The 18394-nt window shown below is 62.0% G+C and carries 19 protein-coding genes and 1 tRNA gene; 16 read left to right on the top strand and 4 right to left on the bottom strand.

Annotation, left to right across the window (positions count from 1 at the left end; genetic code table 11):
- Nucleotides 1-37 precede the first annotated feature (37 nt).
- From OX462_RS25895 to ychF, 5 genes are all read left to right on the top strand, one after another.
- Nucleotides 38-114, top strand: a tRNA-Gln gene (locus OX462_RS25895).
- A gap of 150 nt (nt 115-264) precedes the next feature.
- On the top strand, nt 265-1215 hold the full coding sequence (locus OX462_RS25890; RefSeq protein ID WP_034753270.1) for a ribose-phosphate pyrophosphokinase: 951 nt from the start codon (nt 265-267) through the stop codon (nt 1213-1215).
- Between the two features lie 166 nt (nt 1216-1381).
- Nucleotides 1382-1990 (top strand): 50S ribosomal protein L25/general stress protein Ctc, encoded by a 609-nt coding sequence (locus OX462_RS25885; RefSeq protein ID WP_070221672.1) that lies wholly within the window; start codon nt 1382-1384, stop codon nt 1988-1990.
- A 115-nt stretch (nt 1991-2105) separates the two neighbouring features.
- On the top strand, nt 2106-2690 hold the full coding sequence (gene pth / locus OX462_RS25880; protein WP_034753275.1) for an aminoacyl-tRNA hydrolase: 585 nt from the start codon (nt 2106-2108) through the stop codon (nt 2688-2690).
- Between the two features lie 214 nt (nt 2691-2904).
- Complete coding sequence (ychF, locus tag OX462_RS25875; protein WP_071325626.1) at nt 2905-3996, top strand: redox-regulated ATPase YchF; 1092 nt, start codon at nt 2905-2907, stop codon at nt 3994-3996.
- A 105-nt stretch (nt 3997-4101) separates the two neighbouring features.
- Here ychF and OX462_RS25870 read toward each other — a convergent pair whose 3' ends face one another.
- Nucleotides 4102-4938: a MipA/OmpV family protein gene (locus OX462_RS25870; RefSeq protein WP_070292350.1), complete on the bottom strand. Its 837-nt coding sequence runs from the start codon at nt 4936-4938 to the stop codon at nt 4102-4104.
- A complete protein-coding gene (locus OX462_RS25865; protein WP_409027363.1) occupies nt 4935-5327 on the bottom strand; it encodes a hypothetical protein in 393 nt (130 codons plus the stop codon). The genes OX462_RS25870 and OX462_RS25865 overlap by 4 nt, the downstream gene beginning before the upstream one ends.
- A 133-nt stretch (nt 5328-5460) precedes the next feature.
- Between OX462_RS25865 and OX462_RS25860 the strand changes: the two genes are divergently transcribed.
- The 3 genes from OX462_RS25860 to OX462_RS25850 all read left to right on the top strand — a co-directional run bounded on the left by OX462_RS25860 (nt 5461) and on the right by OX462_RS25850 (nt 8729).
- A complete protein-coding gene (locus OX462_RS25860; RefSeq protein WP_121668345.1) occupies nt 5461-6555 on the top strand; it encodes a type II asparaginase in 1095 nt (364 codons plus the stop codon).
- A 130-nt stretch (nt 6556-6685) separates the two neighbouring features.
- Nucleotides 6686-7537: an MOSC domain-containing protein gene (locus OX462_RS25855; protein WP_070292352.1), complete on the top strand. Its 852-nt coding sequence runs from the start codon at nt 6686-6688 to the stop codon at nt 7535-7537.
- Nucleotides 7538-7571: 34 nt separating this feature from the next.
- Complete coding sequence (locus OX462_RS25850; RefSeq protein WP_070221656.1) at nt 7572-8729, top strand: GGDEF domain-containing protein; 1158 nt, start codon at nt 7572-7574, stop codon at nt 8727-8729.
- 14 nt (nt 8730-8743) lie between these two features.
- Here OX462_RS25850 and OX462_RS25845 read toward each other — a convergent pair whose 3' ends face one another.
- On the bottom strand, nt 8744-10723 hold the full coding sequence (locus OX462_RS25845; RefSeq protein WP_070221655.1) for a monovalent cation:proton antiporter family protein: 1980 nt from the start codon (nt 10721-10723) through the stop codon (nt 8744-8746).
- An 84-nt stretch (nt 10724-10807) separates the two neighbouring features.
- Between OX462_RS25845 and OX462_RS25840 the strand changes: the two genes are divergently transcribed.
- The 8 genes from OX462_RS25840 to OX462_RS25805 all read left to right on the top strand — a co-directional run bounded on the left by OX462_RS25840 (nt 10808) and on the right by OX462_RS25805 (nt 17520).
- Complete coding sequence (locus tag OX462_RS25840) at nt 10808-11842, top strand: KpsF/GutQ family sugar-phosphate isomerase (RefSeq protein ID WP_070312623.1); 1035 nt, start codon at nt 10808-10810, stop codon at nt 11840-11842.
- Nucleotides 11842-12375 carry a KdsC family phosphatase gene (locus tag OX462_RS25835; RefSeq protein WP_070221654.1) on the top strand — a complete coding sequence of 178 codons (534 nt, stop codon included), beginning with the start codon at nt 11842-11844 and terminating at the stop codon, nt 12373-12375. Before OX462_RS25840 ends, OX462_RS25835 begins: the two co-directional genes overlap by 1 nt.
- A 42-nt stretch (nt 12376-12417) precedes the next feature.
- A complete protein-coding gene (gene lptC, locus OX462_RS25830) occupies nt 12418-13029 on the top strand; it encodes an LPS export ABC transporter periplasmic protein LptC (protein WP_070221653.1) in 612 nt (203 codons plus the stop codon).
- A gap of 25 nt (nt 13030-13054) precedes the next feature.
- The gene (lptA, locus tag OX462_RS25825) at nt 13055-13636 is read left to right on the top strand and encodes a lipopolysaccharide transport periplasmic protein LptA (RefSeq protein ID WP_070221652.1); all 582 of its coding nucleotides are present in this window, start codon (nt 13055-13057) and stop codon (nt 13634-13636) included.
- The gene (gene lptB, locus OX462_RS25820) at nt 13636-14391 is read left to right on the top strand and encodes an LPS export ABC transporter ATP-binding protein (RefSeq protein ID WP_034753325.1); all 756 of its coding nucleotides are present in this window, start codon (nt 13636-13638) and stop codon (nt 14389-14391) included. Before lptA ends, lptB begins: the two co-directional genes overlap by 1 nt.
- Nucleotides 14392-14395: 4 nt before the next feature.
- Entirely contained in the window at nt 14396-15874 is a 1479-nt protein-coding gene (locus OX462_RS25815) for an RNA polymerase factor sigma-54 (protein WP_070221651.1), read from the top strand.
- A gap of 69 nt (nt 15875-15943) precedes the next feature.
- A complete protein-coding gene (gene hpf / locus OX462_RS25810; RefSeq protein ID WP_070221650.1) occupies nt 15944-16303 on the top strand; it encodes a ribosome hibernation-promoting factor, HPF/YfiA family in 360 nt (119 codons plus the stop codon).
- Between the two features lie 131 nt (nt 16304-16434).
- Nucleotides 16435-17520 carry an enoyl-CoA hydratase/isomerase family protein gene (locus OX462_RS25805; RefSeq protein WP_409027362.1) on the top strand — a complete coding sequence of 362 codons (1086 nt, stop codon included), beginning with the start codon at nt 16435-16437 and terminating at the stop codon, nt 17518-17520.
- Here OX462_RS25805 and rapZ read toward each other — a convergent pair whose 3' ends face one another.
- Nucleotides 17521-18384 carry an RNase adapter RapZ gene (rapZ, locus tag OX462_RS25800; protein ID WP_070221648.1) on the bottom strand — a complete coding sequence of 288 codons (864 nt, stop codon included), beginning with the start codon at nt 18382-18384 and terminating at the stop codon, nt 17521-17523. It lies immediately after the preceding gene.
- Nucleotides 18385-18394: the final 10 nt, after the last annotated feature.

Raw genomic sequence — 18394 nt, 5'->3', positions numbered from 1 at the left:
AATACTGGCCAACATGACGGCAAGCAGTCAGTAACGTAGGGGAATCGCCAAGCTGGTTAAGGCACTGGATTTTGATTCCAGCATGCGAAGGTTCGAATCCTTCTTCCCCTGCCACCATTTCACCGTAGTCTGTCGATGCGAAGTTGGCGTCCAGTACGGGAAAAAGCAGATGTGCCGCCACGCGGCATATTCTAAACAATGACTGACCGGGCCTATGCCCGGTTAGTGCTTTTCAAGACTTCTTTATCACCTCTTGGGACTCCCATGGCTTACGAAAACCTGATGGTTTTTACCGGCAACGCGAATCCAGCGTTGGCAGAGGGGGTCGCAAAAAACCTCGGCATCCCTCTCGGTAAAGCAAACGTTTCGAAATTCTCCGACGGCGAAGTAATGGTCGAGATTAACGAAAACGTACGCGGCAAGGATGTTTTTGTTTTGCAATCCACCTGTGCTCCAACCAACGACAGCCTGATGGAAATCATGCTGATGGTTGATGCCTTGAAACGTGCTTCCGCTGGCCGCATCACCGCCGCGATTCCTTACTTCGGCTACGCCCGCCAAGACCGCCGTCCACGCTCCGCGCGTGTGGCGATTTCGGCCAAGGTGGTGGCGAACATGCTGGAAGAAGCCGGTGTCGAGCGCGTCCTGATCATGGACTTGCACGCTGACCAGATTCAAGGTTTCTTCGATATCCCAGTCGACAATATTTACGCTTCGCCAATTTTGCTGGGCGACCTGCAAAAGAAAAACTACCAGGATCTGCTGGTGGTGTCGCCGGACGTCGGCGGTGTTGTCCGTGCGCGCGCCCTGGCAAAACGCCTGGGCTGCGACCTGGCCATCATCGACAAGCGTCGTCCAAAAGCGAACGTGTCCGAAGTGATGAACATCATCGGTGAAGTCGAAGGCCGCAACTGCGTGATCATGGATGACATGGTCGACACGGCAGGCACCCTGACCAAGGCTGCCGAAGTGCTCAAAGAGCGCGGCGCGAAAAAAGTCGTGGCGTATTGCACGCACGCGGTGCTGTCGGGCCCGGCGATCGACCGTATTTCGGCCTCGCCGCTCGATGAGCTGGTCGTGACCGACACGATCCCCCTGTCCGAAGCGGCCCTGGCCTGCGGCAAGATCCGTCAATTGACGTGCGCGCCGCTGCTGGCCGAGACGTTCAAACGCATCATCAAGGGTGACTCCGTCATCTCGCTGTTCATCGATTAATTCGGCAAGAGCAGCAACAGACGTAATGCCTGCGGCGCGACCGGCTTTTGCCTGTTGCGCCGCAGTGTTTTAGTTTTCGGGGTGTTTTGCACCCATTTTCGAGGATTCCTGGTCGCGGGAGTCCTCATAACACAAGGCGCAAGCCTTGTTCTTCTTGGAGTTTCACATGAAAGTTATCGCATTTAAACGCGAATTGCAAGGTTCCGGAGCGAGCCGCCGCCTGCGCATTTCCGGCCAAACCCCTGGTATCGTCTACGGTGGCGCTGAAGCCCCGGTGCTGATCTCGCTGGATCACAACGCTCTGTACCACGCGTTGAAAAAAGAAGTGTTCCACTCGTCGATCCTGGATCTGGAAATCGACGGCGTTTCCCAGCAAGTTCTGTTGCGCGACTTCCAAGTCCACGCATACAAACAACTGGTTCTGCACGCTGACTTCCAGCGCGTTGACGCTAAGCAAGCTATCCACGTAAAAGTGGCGCTGCACTTCGTAAACGCTGACGTTTCCCCAGCAGTCAAACTGCACGGCGCGACCATCAGCCACGTAGCCAACGAAATCGAAGTTTCGTGCCTGCCAGGCCAACTGCCAGAATTCATCAACGTTGACCTGTCGAACATCGACGTCGGTCACTCGCTGCACGTTGGCGACCTGGTCCTGCCAGCTGGCGTGACCGCTGTCACCCACGGCGCCAACCTGACCATCGCTACCGCTTCGGTACCGGCTGGCCACGTTGCTGCTGAAGCCGAAGCCGCTGCTGCAGAAGCCGACAAGAAGTAATTTTGCCGCCGCAGCAATGCGGTAGTCGCAAGGAAAAACCCGCCAGGTTCGCCGCGCGGGTTTTTTTCTGCCTGTTTTCACCGATAATGCTTTCTTTTACATTGCAGACACAGCCATGCCCATACGCCTGATCGTCGGCCTCGGCAATCCGGGACCCGAATACGAACAAACCCGCCACAATGCCGGCTTCTGGCTGGTGGACAATCTTGCCAACAGCCTGCCCGGCACGCGCCTGCAGCGCGATTCGCGCTACAACGCCATGCTGGCGAAAACGTCGATTGGCGGCAACGAAGTCTGGCTGCTCGAACCGCTGACCTTCATGAACCGCTCGGGCCAGTCCGTGGGCGCGCTGGCGCGCTTTTTCAAGATCGCCGCCGATGAAGTGCTGGTCGTGCACGACGAACTCGATTTGATGCCCGGCATTGCGCGCCTGAAAAAGGGCGGCTCGGCCGGCGGCCACAATGGCTTGAAAGACATCACGGCCGCGCTGGGCACGCAGGATTACTGGCGCTTGCGCCTGGGCATCGGCCACCCGCGCACCCTGAGCCTGCAGCAGCAGGTGGCCGACTTCGTGCTGCACCGCCCGCGCCGCGAAGACCAGGAGCTGATCGAGCAGGCGATCGACAAATCCCTGCAGGTCATGCCGCAGATCGTCGAGGGCAAGTTCGAGGCGGCGACGATGAAGCTGCACACCGCCTGAGAACAGGGCCTGATGGCGTCACGATACGGCTGTTTTGGCGTCATTTGCCCATCATCGGGCTTTTGAAGCGCGCCTGTCAGGGGTACAATTGACCCCTTGAAATGCAGCACACGCACTATCCCCGGAAAAGGGCGAACCATCGCCCGTTTTCCCTAACAGCACGGCAAGCACGCCGATAGACGGCGCCATGTGCTTTGATTATTAAAGGTTTTCCATGAGTCTCCAATGCGGTATCGTCGGCTTGCCGAACGTCGGCAAGTCCACCCTGTTCAATGCACTGACGAAAGCCGGTATCCCGGCTGAAAACTATCCGTTCTGCACCATCGAGCCGAACGTCGGCGTCGTCGAAGTGCCGGATCCGCGCATGGATGCGCTGGCCGCCATCGTCAAGCCGGAACGCATGGTCAACGCCATCGTGGAATTCGTCGACATCGCCGGCCTCGTGGCCGGTGCATCGAAGGGCGAGGGTCTGGGCAACCAGTTCCTGTCGCACATCCGCGAAACGGACGCCATCGTGAACGTCGTGCGCTGCTTCGAAGATGACAACGTCATCCATGTGGCCGGCAAGATCAACCCGCTCGACGATATCGAAGTCATCCAGACCGAACTGGCGCTGGCCGACATGGGTACCGTGGAAAAAGCCATCCACCGCGAAAACAAGAAAGCCCGCTCGGGCGACAAGGATGCGGCCAAGCTGCTGGCCATCATGGAACGCATGATGCCGTACCTGAACGACGCGAAACCCGTGCGCGCCATGGGCCTGGACGCCGACGAAATGGAACTGATCAAGCCGCTGTGCCTGATCACGGCCAAGCCGGCCATGTTCGTGGCCAACGTCTCCGACACGGGCTTTACCAACAATCCGCTGCTGGACCAGCTGACGGCGTATGCGCAATCGCAAAACGCCCCCATCGTCGCCATCTGCGCGGCGCTGGAAGCGGAAATCGCCGACCTGGACGACGCCGACAAGGGCGCCTTCCTGGCCGACATGGGCATGGAAGAGCCGGGCCTGGACCGCCTGATCCGCGCCGGCTACAAGCTGCTGGGTCTGCAAACCTACTTCACGGCGGGCGTGAAGGAAGTGCGCGCCTGGACCATCCCCGTGGGCGCCACGGCGCCACAGGCGGCCGGCGTGATCCACACCGACTTCGAACGCGGCTTCATCCGCGCGCAAACCATCGCCTATGACGACTTCATCGCCTACAAGGGCGAAGCGGGCGCCAAGGAAGCGGGCAAGATGCGCGCCGAAGGCAAGGAATACGTGGTCAAGGATGGCGACGTGCTGAACTTCCTGTTCAACGTCTAATCCCTACGCCGGTCCCATACGGGGCGACAACGAACCCTGCAAGTCATTGATTTGCAGGGTTTTTTATTGCCCGGATGGCCAGCATGTCTGCCATCAGCTGGTTCTCTAATCGTCGTGGCCCCGTGTCAGGCTCTCCGAGCGCTGCCACGTCCACATCAGGCCGATGCCGGCCGAGGTGCCGCTGTTCTGGCGCAGCAGGGGGCTGGCGCGGTTGGCGGCGCCCGTGTAATTGTCGTAGCGTAAAAAGGCAAAGGCGCGCCAGTCCCGCTGTAGCCGGTAGGAGCCGCCCAGGCCCAGACGGGTGAGCATCAGCCCGCTTTTGGCCGCATACGCGGGGCGCCCATCGGTGGCAAACGCGGGGCTGACGCCATACAGGTAATCGTTGATGGCGGCATTGCCCAGCACGGCGCCGACGCTGGCATCGACATGCCATGCCTGCCCCTCGCCTTGCAGCGCGTACACGAGGCGCGGTTCGAACGTGGCGCCCTGGCGGCGCAGGCCGCCGCGCGCTTCGATGACGGCGCGCAAGGGCAGTTCCAGGCCCAGGCGGCTGTGCTGCGTCGGCTCGGCCAGCTTGATTTTCAGGCGCGGGCCAAATTCCACCAAGGTGCCCAGGTCGGGCATGCCGCGCCGGGCCGGTACATCGCTGGAGCGGGCCGGCAAGGACAGGGCAAAACCGATATCGAAGTCGAGGCGATCCGTATCAAGCAGGCGCGCGCCCACGCCGGAACGGTCGGCGCGCAATACTTTCCCGCGATAAATCAGATAGGGCAGGGCCAGGCTGCGCGTCGAGCGTTCGCTGGCGCCCGGATAGGCGGGCGTGACGGCTGTGCCGCCGAAGACGCCCGCTTCCCATAAAGGCAGCGGTTGTTCAACGGCGCGCGCCGGCGCCATGGCGGCGAGGAGGGTGGATGCTGCCAGCAAGGTGTGCGCGACGTTCATGGGGGAACTGCGCAAGGTTTGCCGGCCTGTAGCGATGCCAGCGCCTTGTCGCTGAGGGCGCTCGATGTACGGGCCTGCTTTGCCAGCGCGATAGCCTGGCGGAAATGAAATGCGGCCGCATCGTAGCGGCAGGCGGCGCTGGCGGCGCGTCCCGCTTCGTGGTGCAGCCGCGCCTGCCAAGCTGCATCGCCATGGCCCAGTTCGGCATTCTCGGCCGCGGCCGCGTAGCTGCGCATGGCTTGCGCCCAGTCGCCCTGGCCAGCGGCTTCACGTCCCCACTGCTCCTGCTGCGCCGCCGTGCGCAGTTCGACCTGCGTGGAGCAGGCGCCCAGCGCCATCAGGACGAACGGCAGGACGAGGCAAGAGCGGAAGGACGGGAGTGTGGACATGGCGCCACTGTAGCGCATGGGAAGGCGCGCACGTTTGCGCTGAACGCGTCAATCGGGGCTTTTTTGTAGCACTGATGACATATAATTTGCACACGACTTTGTTATCTTTGACACATCACCGAACAGGAGCACCATGTTTTCACGCAAATTCCATTCTTGTGCACAGCTGATGCTGGCCACCTTGCTGATGGGCTTTGTTGCCGCGTCCCCCGCACGCGCGCAGCAGGCGGCCGTCAAATTGCCGAATGTGGTGATCCTGGCCACGGGCGGCACCATCGCCGGCAGCGGCGCCGACAGCACCACCACCGTCGGCTACACCTCGGCCACCGTGGGCGTCGAGCGCCTGATCGCGGCCGTGCCGGAATTGAAGAAAGTGGCGAATGTGAAAGGCGAGCAAGTGTTCCAGATCGCCAGCGAAAGCATGGGCAACAGCCACTGGCTGGCCCTGGCCAAGCGCATCAACGTGCTGCTGGCCTCGAACGATGTCGATGGCGTGGTCGTCACGCACGGCACCGACACCATCGAGGAAACGGCGTATTTCCTGAACCTGACCGTGAAAAGCCACAAGCCGGTCGTGGTGGTGGGCGCCATGCGTCCCTCGACGGCCATCTCGGCTGACGGTCCCATCAACCTGTACAACGCCGTGATGCTGGCCGGCAGCAAGGAAGCCGTGGGCAAGGGCGTGCTGGTGGCCTTGAACGACCAGATCAACGCGGCGCGTGAAGTGACCAAGACAAATACGTCCACCACCGACACGTTCAAGTCGCCGGAACTGGGCATGCTCGGCTACATCCAGGGCAGCAAGCCTTTCTTCTATCGCCAGTCGACGCGCAAGCACACCCTGGAATCGGAATTTGACATCAGCAAGCTCGACGCTTTGCCCCAAGTGGACATCGTCTACGGCTATGCCAACATGAACCGTGTCGGCATGGACGCCTTCATTGCCGCCGGCGCCAAGGGCATCATCCACGCGGGCGTGGGCGATGGCAGCGTGGCCGCGCAAATGAAGCCGGCCCTGGTGGAAGCGCGCCAGAAGGGCGTGCTGATCGTGCGTTCGAGCCGGGTCGGGCAGGGCATCGTGGCGCGCAATGGCGAAGCCAACGACGATGAACTCGACAGTGTCGTATCCGACACCCTGAACCCGCAAAAAGCCCGCATCCTGCTGATGCTGGCCTTGACCAAAACCAACAGCACGCAAGAAATCCAGCGTATTTTCTACACGTATTGATCATGACCGCGCCAGATTCAGCCTCATTGGCTGAATCTGGCTGATTTACGCTTGCCCGCTTTGCTGCCATACTTCGCTTCTGAATAATTTCCTGGCAGAAGCAGCAACACTGTTCCTTCTCCCCCTGTCCATGGCTATCCTGTCCGACATCATCCTGTATCCGATCAAATCGTGCGCCGGCATCCATTTGCGCGAGGCGGTCCTGACGCGCTCAGGGCTGATGAGCGAGCACGTGTTCGACCGCGAATGGATGGTGGTCGACCCGCAGGGCCGCTTTCTGACCCAGCGCGAGCATCCGCGCATGGCGCTGATCGTGCCATCCATCAAGGCCAGCACGCTGGAATTGCGCGCGCCGGGCATGCTGCGCCTGGAAATCGAGCTGGGCTTGCCGCATCCGCAACTGGCACCGATGCTGGAGGTGCAGGTGTGGGACGATACCGTGCGCGCCTACGATTGCGACGAGGTGACGGCGACGTGGTTTTCCCAGGCCATCGGCGTGCCGTGCCGCCTCGCGCGCTTTCACCCGGACGTGGTGCGCGCCACGAGCACCAAATGGACGGATGGCGTTGCCGCCTCGACCATGTTTGCCGACGGCTACCCGGTGCTGATCGCGGGTGCCGCCTCGCTGGCCGATGTCAACGACAAGCTGCGCGCCGCCGGCCGTGAACCGCTGCCGATGAACCGCTTCCGGCCCAACCTCGTCATCGGCGATATCGGCGCCTTCGAGGAAGACTACGCCGCGTTCCTGCAATTGGGCGCGACGACCTTGAAACCCGTCAAGCCGTGTTCGCGCTGCCCGATCCCGTCGGTGGACCAGGCCACGGGCGTGCCCGGCCCGGATCCGCTCGACGTCATGCATGGCTATCGCGCCAAGCCCGAACTCGACGGCGCCATCTGCTTCGGCATGAACGCCATCGTCACCGAAGGCGGCGATGAGCGTATCGTGGTGGGGCAGGACATCGGTTTCGAACTGGCATTTTAAGCATGGCGCCCGTACACAAGGGTTTAAGGTTTCTATGAATCAAGCAATACCGCCGGACCCGCGCATTGCCAGCCTCGAAGCCGAAAACCAGGCCTTGCGCGCGCGCATGGCTTTCCTGCTGGAACAGGTCGAGCGCAACCACGACATCATGTGCCGCCACCAGGCGTTCGACCTGGAAATCGTCAGCGCGTCCACGTTTCCCGAGTTGATCGGCACCATTTTCCGCACCTTGCCCGTGATTTCCGACCTCGACGGCGTCACCTTGAGCCTGCTCGACGAGGATGACGATATCGTGCTGGTGATGGAAAAGCTGGGCGTCGATTTCAGCGCCTTCCCGCAGTTGCTGTTCGTGCATGCCGTGGCGGAGCTGGGGTTTACGTCGCCGGTGCCGGCGGCCGAGGGCGAAGCGGCCTTGCCGCCATCGCCGTTGCTCGGTGCCTTCGACGCGGCCGTGCATGGCCCGCGTTTTCCGCAGATCGCATCTCTGCGCAGCGTGGCGCTGGTGCCCTTGTTGCGCAACAAGCGCCTGATCGGCAGCCTGAACCTGGCCAGCAGCGACGTGACGCGCTTTACGCCCGCGCTGGGCACGGATTTCATCAAGCACATGGCGTCCATCATCGCCATTTGCCTGGAAAACGTGATCAGCAATGAAATGCTCAAATACATCGGCTTGACCGATTCCCTGACGGGCGTCTACAACCGCCGCTATATCGACCGCCGCCTGCTGGAAGAAATCGCCCGTGCGCGGCGCCAGAATTATTGCATCTCATGCATGTATATCGATATCGACCATTTCAAGCTGTTCAATGACAAGCATGGCCACCAGGGCGGCGATGAAGTGCTGCGCGAAGTGGCCACGCGCATCCGCACGGAATTGCGCCGCTCCGATGCACTGGGCCGCTTCGGCGGCGAAGAATTCGTCGTGCTGCTGATCGACGCCGACCTCGACAGCGCGACCTTCGTGGCCGAACGCATCCGCGCCAGCATCGCCGGCACCATGTTCGACTTGCCAGGCAGCGCGCAAGCGTGGGTCAGCGTGTCGATCGGCGTGGCCAGCCTTGAAGCGGACGCGGCGCTGCTGCCGATCGAAACGGTGGCGCAGCAACTGGTGGCGCACGCCGACCAGGCTTTGTACCAGGCCAAGGCCGATGGCCGCAACAAGGTCGTCAGCTGGCAGCCGCAGAGCAGCTGAGCAAGATCGGCTGATTATTTCAATAGCAAGGTTTCCGCCTTGGCCACGGCGTCGGCCGTGCCGCGCAGCACCACCACGTCGCCGCTGGCCAGCTGCGTTTCGGGGCTGACATCGAGGCTGCCGCGGCCGCGGCGGATGGCCGTCACAAACGCGCCGCAGCCGGCCACGTCGATCGCACTCAAGGGCAAGTCCACGCAGTGCGCGCCTTCGCTGACGGTGACCGTATGCAGGCGCTCCAGTTCGGCATCGTCGCCCGCGTCGCTGGAACCGTGGAAATAGCCGCGCAGGGACGCATAGCGCTCCTCGCGCGCCGCCTGCACCCGGTGCACCACGCGGCGCAGGGGCACGCCCATCATGATGAGCGCGTGCGAAGCGAGCATCAGGCTGCCTTCCATCAATTCCGGCACGACTTCGGCCGCACCCGCGCTTTTCAGCTGGTCGAGGTCGGTATCGTCGTGGCTGCGCACGATGACGGGCAAGGTCGGCGCCATTTCTTTGAGTAAATGTAATAACTTCAGTGCCGAGGGGGTATTCGCATACGTGATCACCACGGCGCTGGCCCGGTAGATGCCGGCCGCCACCAGGCTTTCACGCCGGCCCGCGTCGCCATACGAGACGTGGGCGCCGGCCAGCTGCGCTTCCTGCACCCGTTCCGGGTCCAGGTCCAGCGCGTGGTATTCGATCTTTTCCTCCGCCAGCAGGGTGGCCAGGCTTTGCCCGCTGCGCCCGAAGCCGGCGATCAGCACGTGTTTCTGCGAAGCCATGGTGCGCGTGGCGATCTTCGTCAGCGCCAGCGATTGCATCATCCAGTCGTTGGCAGCCAGTTTCATGACGATGGCGTCCGACTTGGCGATGAGGAAGGGCGCCACCAGCATCGACAGCACCATCGAGGCCAGCACCACCTGTACGACGAACGGGTCCATCAGCTTGATGCCGCCAGCCAGATTCAGCAGCACGAAGCCGAACTCGCCCGCCTGCGCCAGCGCCAGGCCCGTGCGCAATGACACGCCTGTCGATGAGCCGAACAGCCGGGCCAGGCCCGCGATCAGGGTGAATTTCAGCAGCACGGGGCCGCACAGCAAGAGCAGGACGAGCCACCAGTTATCAAGCACCACGCGGATATTGAGCAGCATGCCGACGGTGATGAAGAACAGGCCCAGCAGCACGTCGCGGAACGGTTTGATATCCTCTTCCACCTGGTGCTTGAATTCCGTTTCGGAAATGAGCATGCCGGCCACAAACGCCCCCAGGGCCAGCGACAGCCCGGCCCGCTCCGTGATCCAGGCCGCGCCCAGGGTGATCAGCAGCAGATTGAGCATGAACAATTCCTGCGAGCGGCGCTTGGCGACGATGGTCAGCCAGCCGCGCACCATCTTCTGGCCGAGGAACAGCAGCAAGATCAGCACGACCAGGGCCTTGCCGCCGGCCCAGGCCAGGGTTTCGGCCAGGTTGTCCGAATCGCGCGTGAGGGCGGGAATCAGGATCAGCAGGGGCACGACGGCCAGGTCCTGGAACAGCAGGATGCCGATGATCTTGCGGCCGTGTTCGCTTTCGAGTTCCAGCCGCTCCGTGAGCATTTTCGAGACGATGGCCGTCGACGACATGGCCAGCGCGCCGCCCAGGGCGAACGCGGCTTGCCAGCTCAGGTGGATGTAGGCGGACAGGTAGCGCCCGACGAACCAGCCGAAGACGACGGTGGCGATGATGGTGGTGACCACCTGCGCCATGCCAAGGCCGAAAACGATGCGCCGCATGGCGAGGAACTTGGGCAAAGAAAACTCGAGCCCGATGGAAAACATCAGGAAGACGACGCCGAACTCGGCCAGGGTATGGCTCGCTTCGTTTTCCGCCGCCAGGCCCAGCGCATGGGGGCCGATGACGATGCCGACGGCCAGGTAGCCGAGCATGGGCGGCAAATGCAACATTCTGAAAGCGACCACGCCCAGCACGGCGCTGCCGAGTAACATCAGGGTCAGTTCAAGCGAGGAAAACATGGGTTGCCCGGTGCGGTCAATGGAAATCGTTGTTTGTTGTGACTGGCAAGTTTTTTGCTTTCCTAATTCGTTTATACTTTGGGCATGAGTGTAACCCATGAAAAAACAATGCTGAAAGCTTTTGATCGAATTGACATGCAAGCGACGACCGAGCGCGCCGTCGCGCTGGCCCGCACCACCTTGCAGATCGAGTCCGACGCCATCAATGCGCTGCACGCGCGCCTGGCCACGGACGACAGCGTGGGCCGCGCCGTGGCGCTGCTGCTGCAGTGCAAGGGGCGTGTCGTCGTCTCGGGCATCGGCAAGTCCGGCCATATCGCGCGCAAGATCGCCGCCACCCTCGCTTCCACCGGCACGCCGGCCCTGTTCGTGCATCCGGCCGAAGCGGCCCATGGCGACTTGGGCATGGTCACCTCGGACGATGCTTTTATTGCCATCTCGTACTCGGGCGAGTCGTCCGAACTGATGGCCATCATGCCCGTCGTCAAGCGCATGGGCGGCGTACTGATTTCCATGACGGGCAAGCCGAACTCGAGCCTGGCCCAGCTGGCCGATGTGCACCTGGATATTTCTGTTGAAAAAGAGGCCTGTCCGCTGAATCTGGCGCCGACGGCCAGCACCACCGTCACCCTGGCTCTGGGCGATGCGATCGCCGTGGCCTTGCTCGACTTGCGCGGCTTCAAGGAAGAAGATTTCGCCCGCTCGCACCCGGGCGGCGCCCTGGGCCGTCGCCTGCTGACGCACGTGCATGACGTCATGCGCAGCGGCGAACGGGTGCCGAAAGTACCCGTGGACGCTTCGCTGCTGCAGGCGCTGGAAGAAATGACGAAGAAGGGCATGGGCATGACGGCCGTCGTCGATGCGGACAACCGCCCCGTGGGCGTGTTTACGGATGGCGACTTGCGCCGCATGTTCGAGCGTGTGCAGGATTTCACGCAAGTGGCGATCTGCGACGTCATGCATGCGCAGCCGCGCAGCATCGCGCCCGAACGCCTGGCTGTCGATGCCGTGGCCGTGATGGAACAGTTCCGCATCAACCAGATGCTGGTCGTCGATGCCGACGGCAAGCTGGTGGGCGCCCTGCATATCCATGATCTGACGCAAGCGAAGGTGATCTGATGGAGAGCGTAGCGGACAACCTGGCGCGCGCGGCCAAGGTCAAACTGATGATCTTTGACGTCGACGGCGTGCTTACCGACGGCAGCCTGCATTTCGGCCCCGATGGCGAAATGATGAAAACGTTTAATGTGTATGATGGCCTGGGCATCAAGCTGCTGCAGGAATCCGGTGTGCAGACGGCCATCATCAGCGCGCGCCGCTCGGCCATCACGGCACGCCGCGCGCAAGACCTGGGCATTACCCATGTGCACCAGGGCGGTCACGACAAGCTGACGCCGTTTCGCGAACTGCTGGCGCTGACGGGCTTGACGGAAGAGCAATGCGGCTACATCGGCGACGACGTCATCGATGCGCCCATCCTGCGTCGCGTGGGCTTTGCCGTCAGCGTGCCGGGCGGGCGTCCGGAAGCGCAGGGCCTGGCGCACCATGTGACGCAGGCCGGCGGCGGCCGCGGCGCGGTGCGCGAAATCTGCGAATTCCTGCTGCGCGCCCAGGACAACTATGCGCGCGTCATGGCGCCGTTCCTGGAGTGAGGTGCTCCTTGCCGCCAGTGACCTATGAAAGAGTGAAACCCTATGCGTAAGCCAGGAGGCGCCCATCGCTGGCGCATGATTTTTACCCTGCTGGGCGCGGTCGTCGTCGCGCTGGCCAGCTTTTGGCTGCTTGAAGTGATGAACAAGAATGGCCAGGACATCAAGGCCAGCAAGAATTTGGGTGAGCCCGACTATTTCATCACCAATTTCAGCCTGGTGCGCATGGACTTGACGGGTAAGCCCAGCTATATCGTGTCGGGCAACAAGCTCACGCATTATCCGGCCGACGATTCGTCCGATATCGACCAGCCCTTCGTGCGCAAGCTCACGCCGGGCATGCCGCCGCTGAACATGAATGCGGAACTGGCGCATATCGACCAGGACAATACCCGGCTGCAACTGCACCGCAAGGTCGTGATCGACCGCGTGGCCAGTCCGAAGGCGCAGAACCTGACCGTGAGGACGGAAGCGCTGACGGTGTTTCCGGACGAAGAAAGAATGGAAACGGACGTGCCTGTCGATATCCTGACGGGCGCCTCGCGCATCAATGGTATCGGCATGAAGGCCAATAACGCCACCGGCGTGGTGGAAGTGCAGAATGCCTTGCGCATGGTCCTCCCGCCGAAACCGCGCCCGGCCGCGGCGGCAAAATGACAGAATGAAACAAGGAAACCATACTATGAAGAACATCTTGCTGTTGAGCGTATTTTCTCTGGCCCTCATGGGCGTGGCGCATGCCGAGAAGGCCGATTCCGAGAAGGAAGCCGTCATCACGGCGCGTAGCGGCCACGTCGATGACGTCAAGCAGATTCGTACCCTGACGGGCGACGTCGTGCTGGTCAAGGGCACGCTGACCATGAAGGCGGGCCGGGCCCTGATCACGGAAGACCCGCAAGGCTACCAGTTCATCACCTTCTGGGCCGATCCCGGCAAGCTGGCCACGTTCCGCCAGAAGCGCGATGGCGCCGGCGACCTGTGGGTCGAAGGCGAAGCGGAGCGCGTGGAATACGACAACAAGACGGAAGTGGTGAAACTGTTTTCCAAGGCCAAGCTGACGCGCCTGGAGGGCACGAAAGTGACGGACGTGGCCAATGGCGCCTTCATCTCGTATGACAGCCGCAAGGAAGTATTCAAGATGGAAAATTCCGACAGCGGCACCAGCACCTCCGACGGCGGCAGCGTGCGCATGGTGATCCAGCCGAAGACCAAGGCGCCCGCGGCGGAGAAAGCGCCGGCCACACCTGTGCCAGGAACGAAATAATGGACAATACCCGTTGCGGCAGCACCCTGATCGTTCGCGGACTGCAGAAAACCTATGGCAAGCGGCAAGTCGTGCATGATGTCTCGCTGCAAGTCGAATGCGGCGAAGTGGTGGGGCTGCTGGGCCCGAACGGCGCCGGCAAGACCACCTCGTTCTACATGATCGTCGGCCTGGTGCCGTCGGACGGCGGCAGCATCGACATCAGCGGCGTGGACATTTCCAGCCTGCCGATCCACCGCCGCGCACAGATGGGCCTGTCGTATCTGCCGCAGGAGGCGTCCGTGTTCCGCAAGTTGACGGTGGAAGACAATATCCGCGCCGTGCTGGAAATCCAGACCGTCGAAGGCCGTCCTTTGAAGAAGGCCGAGATCGAGGAACGCCTGGATAAACTGCTGGCCGACTTGCAGATTGAAAAGTTGCGCGAGAACCAGGCGCTGTCCCTGTCGGGCGGGGAGCGCCGCCGCGTGGAAATCGCCCGCGCCCTGGCCACCGATCCCCGTTTCGTGCTGCTCGACGAACCGTTCGCCGGCGTCGACCCGATCGCCGTGATCGAGATCCAGCGCATCGTGCGCTTCTTGAAGGAGCGCAATATCGGCGTGCTGATCACCGATCATAATGTGCGCGAGACGCTGGGTATCTGCGACCGTGCCTACATCATCAACCAGGGCTCGGTACTGGCGTCGGGACGCCCCGACGACATCATCGCGAACGAGTCGGTACGCCGGGTCTATCTGGGCGAACACTTCCGCATGTAAGCCAATGAAACAATCATTGCAGCTGCGCACTTCGCAGCACCTGGCACTGACGCCGCAGTTGCAGCAATCGATACGCCTGTTGCAATTGTCTACTCTGGAATTGCACCAGGAACTCGAGCAACTGCTGACGGACAATCCCTTGCTCGAGCGCCTCGACGATCCGCTCGACCGTTCGCTGCGCCTGCTGTCCGACGGGGCCTTGAGCTCCACGGCCGCGCCGGCCGAAGCGCCGCCCCAGCCGCCAGGCCAGGAGGCGCCCGCGGCGCCGGCCGAAGCGGAAACCTTTGACGGCGAGGCGGGCGAGGGCCCGGCCGCCGCGGATGGCGGCGACAGCGACTGGAGCGAAGCGAGTCGGGGCAAGGCGCCCGACGACGAAGATTCCCGCCCGCAACTGGAGGCCCATCACTGTACCCTGCGCGAACACCTGATGGAGCAGATGCGCGTGACGGTGCTCGAATTGCGCGACCGCGCGCTGGTCGAGCTGATCATCGACGCGCTCGACGACAATGGCTACCTGGAAGAGTCGCTCGACGACATCCTGGCGCGCCTGCCGGAAGAGCTGGAAATCGATGCCGACGAGATGCGCACGGCCTTGTCGCTGCTGCAAAGTTTCGATCCGCCCGGCGTGGGCGCGCGCAATGCGTCCGAATGCCTGGCGCTGCAAATCAAGCGCTTGCCGCACATCGCCATGGTGACGCGGCGCATGGCCCTCGTCATCGTGGAAAAGCACCTGGCCTGGTTTGCCCAGCGCGATTTCAACAAGCTGAAAAAAGCCCTCGATTGCGACGATGAAGACTTGCGTGAAGCGCAGACGGTAATTCGCCAGTGCAACCCGCATCCGGGCGCCGTGTTCGCTGCGGACGTGTCCGATTACGTGGTGCCCGACGTCGTCGTCAAGCGCGCGCGCAATGGCTGGCAAGTGACCCTGAACAACGACGTCATGCCGCGCCTGCGCGTCAATGCCATGTACGCCAACTTGCTCAAGCAGGGCAAGGGCGAGGGCGCCATGGGTGCACAGTTGCAGGAAGCCAAGTGGCTGATCAAGAATATGCGCCAGCGCTTCGACACGATTCTGCGCGTGGCGCAGGCGATAGTAGAAAGACAAAAGAACTTTTTCTCGCATGGGGCCGTTGCCATGCGCCCCCTTGTGCTCCGTGAAATAGCTGATACACTGGGTTTACACGAGAGTACTATCTCGCGGGTAACAACTCAAAAGTACATGCTGACCCCGCACGGCATGTTCGAGTTGAAATATTTCTTTGGTAGCCACGTCGCCACCGAAGCGGGGGGCGAAGCGTCATCGACGGCGATACGGGCATTGATCGTGCAACTGACAGGAGCAGAAGACCCTAAAAATCCTTTATCCGACAGTAAGATTGCGGACATGCTGGGGGAACAAGGCATGGTGATTGCGCGACGTACTGTTGCCAAATACCGGGAAGCATTAAAAATTCCGCCAGTGAGCCTGCGTAAGTGTTTGTAAGTTTTTTTCGGTTCCTCTGCGGGCCGGATACGATGGACCGCACGAACCCGATCATCTTTAGGAGTGTGTATGAATCTCACCATCAGCGGACATCATCTCGAAGTGACACCAGCCATCCGTGAATACGTACAAACGAAGCTGGAGCGCGTGAAACGTCATTTCGATCAAGTTATCGATATCGCCGTGATTCTGACCGTGGATAACCTCAAAGAGAAAGAAAAACGTCAAAAGGCCGAAGTCAACCTGCGTCTGAGTGGCAAAACTGTCTATGTGGAAAGCCTGGCGCACGACCTGTATGCCGCGATCGATACCCTGATCGACAAGCTCGATAGGCAAGTGATGAAATACAAAACCAAAGTGCAAGGGCACGGTAAAGAGGCGATCAAGCATCTGCCAGACAGTTCGGAAGAAGAATTCGCCCCCGCCTAAGCGGCCCGCGACTTTCAACCGGCTGTGATCAACTAAGGGCGCACATTGCGCCCTTTTTTGCGTCCAGCGAAACGCAATGTTCGCCGCGCAGGCGCTAGAATGTTTGCACTTTCACTTCTTTCCTGCCTGCCATGAGCGACCTCGTCCAGATTTCCATCCGCCACCGCACGGGCCACATCGTGCTCGACCGTCCGAAAGCCTTGAATTCCCTGTCGCTGGCGATGGTGCGCGCCCTGAGCGCGGCCTTGCTGACCTGGCGCGACGATCCGCAGGTGGACGCCGTGGTGATCCGCTCCAGCAGCGAAAAAGCCCTGTGCGCGGGCGGCGACATCCGTTTCTTTTACGACGCTGGCCTGGCCACGCCACAGGGCGGCAGCGCCTTGCTGGAAGATTTCTTTACGGAAGAATATGCTTTAAATCATTTGATCCATTTTTATCCGAAACCGTATATCGCCGTCATGGATGGGGTGGTGATGGGCGGCGGCATGGGCGTGGCGCAAGCGGGGCCCGGCAACCGCCTGCGCATCGTCACGGGCCGCACGCGCATGGCCATGCCGGAAGTCAATATCGGCCTGTTCCCCGATGTGGGCGGCAGTTACTTTTTGTCCCGTCTGGCGGGTCAGCTGGGCCTGTACCTGGGCTTGACGGGTTTGACGATCAACGCGGCCGACGCCCTCTACACGGGCCTGGCCGATGTCTACCTGCCCGAGGCGCAGATGGGGGCGCTGCTGGCCCTGTTCGAGTGCACGCCGGGCGAAGGCTTGCCGGTCGCTATCAAGGCACTGGCGGCACCATTCCAGGCCGAGGCGGGCGCTTCCCTCCTGGCCACGGCGCGCGCGGCGCTGGACCGCCACTTCAGCGCGGGTTCGGTGGCCGCCATCATGGCCTCGCTGGCGCAGGATGACGGCGCATTCGCGGCGAAGGCGCTGGCGGCCATGCGCTTGCGCTCGCCCTTGATGATGTCGGTGACCCTGGAGTTGCTGCAGCGGGGCGCCCACCTGGGCGTGGCCGATTGCCTGCGCATGGAGCGCACGGTGGTGCGCCACAATTTCGAACATGGCGAAGTGCTCGAGGGCGTGCGCGCGCTGGTGGTCGACAAGGACAATGCGCCGCGCTGGCAGCCTGCCAGCCTGGACGGGGTCGACGCGGCCATGGTGGCGCGGTTCTTCGCCCCCGTCTGGCCGGCGCAAGCCCATCCGCTGCGCCACCTGGACTGATTAAGAACGCTCGCGGTGGCGCAGTACGACTCTTTCTTTGGGGCCGAAATACTGCGCCAGCCGTTCCGCCATGTACACGGAGCGGTGCTGGCCGCCCGTGCAGCCCAGCGCCACCGTCAAATAGCTGCGGTTGTCGGACTTGAACGACGGCAACCATTTCTCGATGAAGGCGCGGATGTCGGCCAGCAGCTCCAGCGCGCTCGGCTGTGCGTCGAGGAAAGCGATCACGGGCGCGTCGCGGCCGTCGAGCGGGCGCAGGGCCAGGTCGTAATAGGGATTGGGCAAGGCCCGCACGTCGAAGACGAAATCGGCATCGAGCGGCACGCCCAGCTTGAAGGCGAACGATTCGAAGAACAGGGTCAGCGGCGCGCGCTCTGAGGCGACGATATCCTTGATCCATGCGCGCAATTTGTTGGCGCTCAGTTCCGAGGTATCGATCACATGGCCCAGCTGTTCGATGGCCGACAGGCGTTCGCGTTCTTCCGAGATGCACTCGATCAGGGTGCGGCGGCTGGCCGGATTCTGGTTCGGGCGCAACTCGTGCGACAGCGGATGGCTGCGCCGCGTTTCCGAGAAGCGCGCCACCAGCGAATGCGTGGTGGCTGTCAGGAACATGACCTTGACGTCATGCCCCTGGTCGCGCAACAGCGCGACATTGTGCGGCAAGCTGACGAGCGATTCGGCGCTGCGCGCATCGACGGCGACGGCCAGTTGCGGCGTGCCTTCGTCGAGCAAGGTTTGCACCAGGCTCGGCAGCAAGGCCGGCGGCAGGTTGTCGACGCAATAGTAGCCGGTATCTTCCAGCACATTGAGCGCGACGGATTTACCGGAGCCGGATATTCCGGTGATAAGGACGATATGCATAGCCCGATCA

The organism is Janthinobacterium aestuarii, from assembly GCF_046113285.1.
Taxonomy (GTDB): Bacteria; Pseudomonadota; Gammaproteobacteria; order Burkholderiales; family Burkholderiaceae_D; genus Janthinobacterium.
This window is presented reverse-complemented; position numbering and strand designations above follow the sequence as displayed.